The following is a 5,579-nucleotide window of genomic DNA, read 5'->3' as shown; positions in this document are numbered from 1 at the left end:
CCGAAACCATCGCCGAGCGGTGGGCCGAGATCAGCGACATGAGCGCCCCCGTGGTCACCGCCTCCGCGTTCGACCAGACGAAGCGGTATGCCGCCATGGCGGGCACCGAGACGGGGGCCGTGCCGTGAGAGAGGCCGTCATCGTGTCCACGGCCCGGACGCCGATCGGCAAGGCGTTCCGTGGCTCGTTCAACGACACGTCGGGGCAGCAGCTGGCCGCCCACGCGATCACCGGCGCACTGCGGCGAGCGGGACTCGACGGACCGGAGATCGAGGACGTCGTGTTCGGCTGCGCGATGCAGGAGGGCTCGACGGGGATGAACGTCGCCCGCCAGGGGGCGCTGCGAGCGGGTCTGCCGGTGTCGGTTCCCGGAATGACCCTCGACCGGCAGTGCGCGTCGGGTCTGATGGCGATCGCGACCGCGGCGAAACAGGTCGTCACCGACGGGATGAACATCGTGATCGGTGGCGGAGTCGAATCCGTCTCCCTCGTCCAGAACGAGCACAGGAACACCCACCGGGCCCTCGACCCGTGGCTGTCGCGGGAGAAACCCTCGCTCTACATGAGCATGCTGGAGACGGCGGAGATCGTGGCGGAGCGTTACGGCATCAGCCGCGACGAACAGGACGAGTTCGCCCTGCTGTCCCAGCGGCGGACGGCCGCCGCGCAACGAGCGGGACTCTTCGACGAGGAGATCGTCGCCCTGTCCGGCCGGCGGACGGCCCCCGAGGGCCCGGACGTCCCGGCGGCCGTCCAGGAGTTCACTCTGCGCGAGGACGAGGGAAGCCGTGCCTCGACCACACGTGACGCGCTGTCCCGTCTCCGGCCGGTACTTCCCGACGGGAAGGTGTCCGCGACCTCCACCGTCACCGCCGGCAACGCGTCCCAGCTCTCCGACGGCGCCTCCGCCGCCGTGGTGATGGAGGCCCGCGAAGCGGGGAGACGCGGACTCACCCCGCTCGGCGCCTACCGGGGGATCGCCGTCGCCGGCTGCGAGCCGGACGAAATGGGGATCGGCCCCGTGCACGCGGTCCCCAGGCTGCTCGCCGAACACCGCCTCTCCGTGGACGACATCGACCTGTGGGAGCTCAACGAGGCCTTCGCGTCGCAGGCCGTCCACTGCCGTGACCGCCTGGGCATCGATCCGGCCAAGCTCAACGTCAACGGCGGCGCCATCGCGGTCGGCCACCCCTACGGCATGACGGGGGCCCGCCTCGTCGGCCACGCCCTGCTCGAGGGACGCCGGCGCGGTGCCCGGTTCGCCGTCATCACCATGTGCGTCGGCGGAGGCATGGGCGCCGCCGGCCTCTTCGAGATCTTCTGACGACCACCGTCTGCCGACGCGGTCGGCGCGGACTCCCTCCTTCGAGCGGAGTCCCTCCTTCGAACAGCGCGGATCCGGAACAGTCCGGCCGCCGCTGCCGTACCGGGGCGCGACACGTCGCCACCACCCCGGATGCGTTCCCCGCACGACACCAGTACCTCACCCCGTTGGAAGGGCTTCGATGACTGTCGATTCGGTTTCTTCGGCGGCGGACGCGCTGCACGCGCGCGCCACGCGCAAGGCCATGGTCAGGCTCCTGCCGATCATGCTGGCCGCCTACTTCATGGCCTACATCGACCGCACCAACGTCGCGCTCGCCAAGACCCATCTGCAGGCCGACGTCGGCATCAGCGTCACGGCCTTCGGGCTGGGCGCCGGCATCTTCTTCGTCAGCTACGCCTTCCTGGAGGTGCCCGGCAGTCTGATCATGCACAGAGTCGGCCCAAGACGGTGGATCGCACGGATCGCCGTCACCTGGGGCGCGCTCTCGGCGGCCATGATGTTCGTCCAGGGCGAGTGGTCGTTCTACGTGCTGCGTTTCCTCCTCGGCATGGCCGAAGCCGGCCTCTACCCGACCCTCATGTACATGGTCACCGTGTGGTTCTCCCAGAAGCACCGCGCCACCGTGGTCGGATTCATCTACCTGGCCCCGACCGTCGCCCTGGTGGTGGGCAACCCGATGGGCGGCGCGCTGATGGAGTTCGACACCGCTCTGGGGCTGCACGGATGGCAGTGGATGTTCCTGATCGAGGGCATCGTGACCATGCTCGTCGGCGTCCTCGTCTGGTTCAGCCTGCCGGAGACGCCCCGCGACGCCTCATGGCTGACGTCCGAGGAAGCGGAGATACTCTCCGCCCGGGCCGCCGGTGACGGCACCGAAACCGGAAACCGCGTCAAGGGCAACCTGAAGCACGCCTTCGCCCGCCCCTTCATCGTCATCGTCGCGCTGATCTACCTGTTCAACCAGGTCACGAACGTCGGCATCGTCTTCAACATGCCGTCGATCGTCGAGGGGCTGAACATTCACGGCTCGTTCCTCATCGGCCTGGTGTCGGGAAGCGCCGGTATCGGGGCCACCGTCGGAGTCCTCCTCGTGCCCCTCGTGCACCGTCGTTTCGGCAACGAGGTGGCGCTCATCGGGATCCTCGCGGCCTCGACGGCGGTGACGGCGGCGATCTTCGTGCTCTCGTCGTCCCCGACCGTGCAGATCCTGCTGATCGTGGTGTCCATGGTCTTCGTGTTCGGCACGCTGCCGCTGTTCTGGTCCGTGGCCATGGCGCGGATGTCCGGGCTGGTCGCCGCCGCCGGTCTCGCGTTCATCAACACGATCGGGCTCCTCGGCGGGTTCCTCGGCCCGTACGCCTTCGGCCTGGCCGAGGAGGCGACCGGGAACCCCAGCGCGGGGCTCTACGTCGTCATCGCCGCCTCGGTCGTCGGCGTCCTGCTCACGCCTCTGCTCGCACGGGCCGTCCGGAGCGAGGACGCAGCCGCGGCCGAGGCCCCGGCCCCCGTCTCGCGTTAGCCGCGTCCCCTCCCGGAACGAGACACGAAGGAAACGCACATGCACGGCCTCATGCAGGACCGCCCCTTGTCACTGCCGATGCTCATGGACGGCATGGAGCACCGGTTCAGCCGCAAACACGTCACCACGACCCAGCTGAGCGGCACGGTGTCCGCTTCCTACGGCGACGTCGCCGAGCGCGTCCGACGCCTCGCCGGAGTGCTGGATCACCTGGGCGTCCCCGCCGGCGCCCGGGTGGGGAGTTTCGGATGGAACTCGCAGCGCCACCTGGAGCTGTACATGGCCGTGCCCTGCTCGGGGCGGGTCCTGCACACGGTCAACCACCGTCTCTTCGCGGACGACCTCGCCTACATCGTCGACGACGCCGCGGACGACGTCCTCTTCGTCGACCGGTCGCTCCTCGACGTGGTGCACCCCCTGCTCGAGAAGTGCCCGAGTGTGCGGCACCTCGTCGTGATGGACGACGGCTCACCGACGGAGCTGCCGATCGACCCCCGGATACACGACTACGAGACCCTCCTGAGCGTCGCACGGCCGGTCGCGGCGTTCGAGAGCATCGACGAACGCACCGCCGCCGCCCTGTGCTACACGTCGGGGACGACGGGCCGCCCCAAGGGAGTCCTCTACGACCATCGCTCGATCGTGCTGCACGCGATGACGCTGCTGATGGCGGACACCTTCGCCATCGGCGAGGACGACACGGTGATGCCGATCGTGCCCATGTTCCACGTCAACGCCTGGGGCCTCCCCTACGCCGCGCTGATGGCCGGAGCGAACCTGGTCATGCCCGGCCCGGTCATGTCACCGGAGCGTCTGGTGCGGGCGATGGAGACGTGCCGGGTGACGTTCGCCGCCGCGGTGGCCACGGTCTGGCGCGGGATACTGCCCCACCTCGGCGACGCCGACCTGAGCGCACTGCGACGCGCCGTCAGCGGCGGGGGCGCGCTGCCCGTCCCGCTCTCCCGCGCCTTCCACGAGAAGGCCGGCATCCCGCTGGCGAGCTCGTGGGGGATGACGGAGACCAGCCCGCTGGTCTGCAGCGCGAGAGTGCCCAGCGAAACAGCGCACTCCCTGACCGAGAACGACCGCATCACGGCACTGGCCGCCCCCGGTCCCCCCACGGTGCTGTGCTCGCTGCGTCTGGTCGCCGAGGACGGTTCCCCCGCGCCCCGCGACGGACGGCACCGAGGTGAACTGCAGGTCGCCGGCCCGACCGTCGCGGCCGCCTATTTCGGCGGCTCCTCCCAGGCCTCGGCGTTCACCGAGGACGGCTGGTTGCGGACCGGTGACGTGGCCACCATCGACCCCTTCGGTGTCGTGCGCATCGTCGACCGGACCAAGGACCTCATCAAGTCGGGAGGAGAGTGGATCTCGTCGGTCGAACTCGAGAACGAGATCATGGCGATGACCGATGTCCTGGAAGCCGCGGTCATCGCGGTGCCCGACGACAAGTGGGGGGAGAGACCGCTCGCCTGCGTGGTGCCGGTACCGGATTCGGACCTCACCGCCGAGAGCGTCCGCCGGCATCTGTCCGGACGGGTGGCCAAGTGGTGGATCCCCGAGAAAGTGGTCATGCTGGACGATCTTCCCAAGACGGCGTCCGGGAAGTTCGCGAAAGCCGCGCTGCGCCGGTCGATGACCCCTACGAGCGGCTGACGGTCAGCCCCGCACCACTGAACGGCCCGTCGCGGACTCTGCCACGGCAGAGTCTCAGCGAACCGGATCGAGGAGCAGTCCTCCGACCACGATGTCCACGACCTCGTCGGCAAGGTGCCTCAGGCCGTCCGCCGACTGCCCCTCGATCCGACGAAACCACATGTCGACGGCATTGAGACTGCACAGCAGCGTCCGGGCGGCCAGATTCGCGCGCACGGGACGAATGGTGCCGTCGGCGATCCCCTCTTTGACGACCTGAAGGAAAAGGTCTTCGTATTCGGCCCGCAGGACGTTCAGCTCGTCCAACGCCTTCCGCTGACGGGGCTTCAGCGCTGTCGACGACTGCTCACGCACTCCGAGATGAACCACATGGTGATACGTGAGGTTCGTCATCAGATTCATCACATGCTGGGTCGACATGGCGATGAGTCTCTCCCGCCCGCTCCTGGGAGCCCGTGCCAGCGGCTCCACTTGTTCGCGGACGGTTCGCATGCCGTGCTCGTACGCGGCGAGGAAAATATCGAACTTGGAGCGGAAGTGGTAATAGATCAGCCCTTTGGTGGCACCGATGCTGTCGGCGATGTCATCGATGGCGACGCCGAACCCCTGCTCCATGAAGGCCTCGGCCGCGGCATCCAGAATTCGACGCTTGGCATTGTCGGCCTCGACGCCGTCCGTGACTGCCATCCAGATCCTTCTCCCGTTCGGTATTCGTCCGGCGTACTGCTCACCGACGCACTCTTCGAGGGTCCGGAGCACCTGATGATGATACTCCCTAGTATTTCAGGCGAGAAACACGTAGTGAGCCCACGGCCACCGGCGACGGCGCCCTGCCGACAGGGCTGCTGGAGCTGCGCAGGCTCTGCGACAGCGACAGCGGGCAACCGCTGGTCGCCGGCATCGCCGAGCGCGTCGCCACCTACGTCTGGGAGTACGAGCACGACATCGACCGCACGCTCGTCTCGGCCCGCCGGACCACCGCCGAACCGGCTCCGGTCGACAATCCGTCCGCGCAGCTCATGGGACATTCCCGGCTGAGCGAGCTGTGCTTGCGGACGGGACGGGGCGGGGCGAGGC

General features: G+C 68.6%; 4 protein-coding genes. 3 read left to right on the top strand and 1 reads right to left on the bottom strand.

Going from position 1 to position 5,579, the window contains the following annotated elements:
• The first annotated feature begins 124 nt into the window (after window positions 1-124).
• The 3 genes from AOK11_RS34990 (at window position 125) to AOK11_RS34980 (ending at window position 4,502) form a co-directional block, all read left to right on the top strand.
• Window positions 125-1,324 (top strand): acetyl-CoA C-acyltransferase, encoded by a 1,200-nt coding sequence (locus AOK11_RS34990; protein WP_055597681.1) that lies wholly within the window; start codon window positions 125-127, stop codon window positions 1,322-1,324.
• Window positions 1,325-1,505: 181 nt separating this feature from the next.
• Window positions 1,506-2,846, top strand: coding sequence for an MFS transporter (locus tag AOK11_RS34985; protein WP_055597680.1), 1,341 nt, complete (start codon window positions 1,506-1,508; stop codon window positions 2,844-2,846).
• 39 nt (window positions 2,847-2,885) lie between these two features.
• Complete coding sequence (locus AOK11_RS34980) at window positions 2,886-4,502, top strand: long-chain fatty acid--CoA ligase (protein ID WP_055597679.1); 1,617 nt, start codon at window positions 2,886-2,888, stop codon at window positions 4,500-4,502.
• A 54-nt stretch (window positions 4,503-4,556) separates the two neighbouring features.
• Here the strand turns inward: AOK11_RS34980 and AOK11_RS34975 are convergent, their stop codons facing one another.
• Window positions 4,557-5,189: a TetR/AcrR family transcriptional regulator gene (locus AOK11_RS34975; protein ID WP_055597678.1), complete on the bottom strand. Its 633-nt coding sequence runs from the start codon at window positions 5,187-5,189 to the stop codon at window positions 4,557-4,559.
• Window positions 5,190-5,579 lie beyond the last annotated feature (390 nt).

Source organism: Streptomyces hirsutus (genome assembly GCF_001418415.1).
Lineage (GTDB): Bacteria > Actinomycetota > Actinomycetes > Streptomycetales > Streptomycetaceae > Streptomyces > Streptomyces hirsutus.
The sequence above is the reverse complement of the archived record's forward strand: the minus strand, read 5'-3'. Positions and strand labels throughout refer to the sequence as shown.

Excerpts from the sequence above, each read along its gene's own strand:
- AOK11_RS34985 (WP_055597680.1), top strand. The coding sequence starts at position 1,506 with ATGACTGTCGATTCGGTTTCTTCGGCGGCGGACGCGCTGCACGCGCGC.
- AOK11_RS34975 (WP_055597678.1), bottom strand. The coding sequence starts at position 5,189 with ATGGCAGTCACGGACGGCGTCGAGGCCGACAATGCCAAGCGTCGAATT.
- AOK11_RS34980 (WP_055597679.1), top strand. The coding sequence starts at position 2,886 with ATGCACGGCCTCATGCAGGACCGCCCCTTGTCACTGCCGATGCTCATG.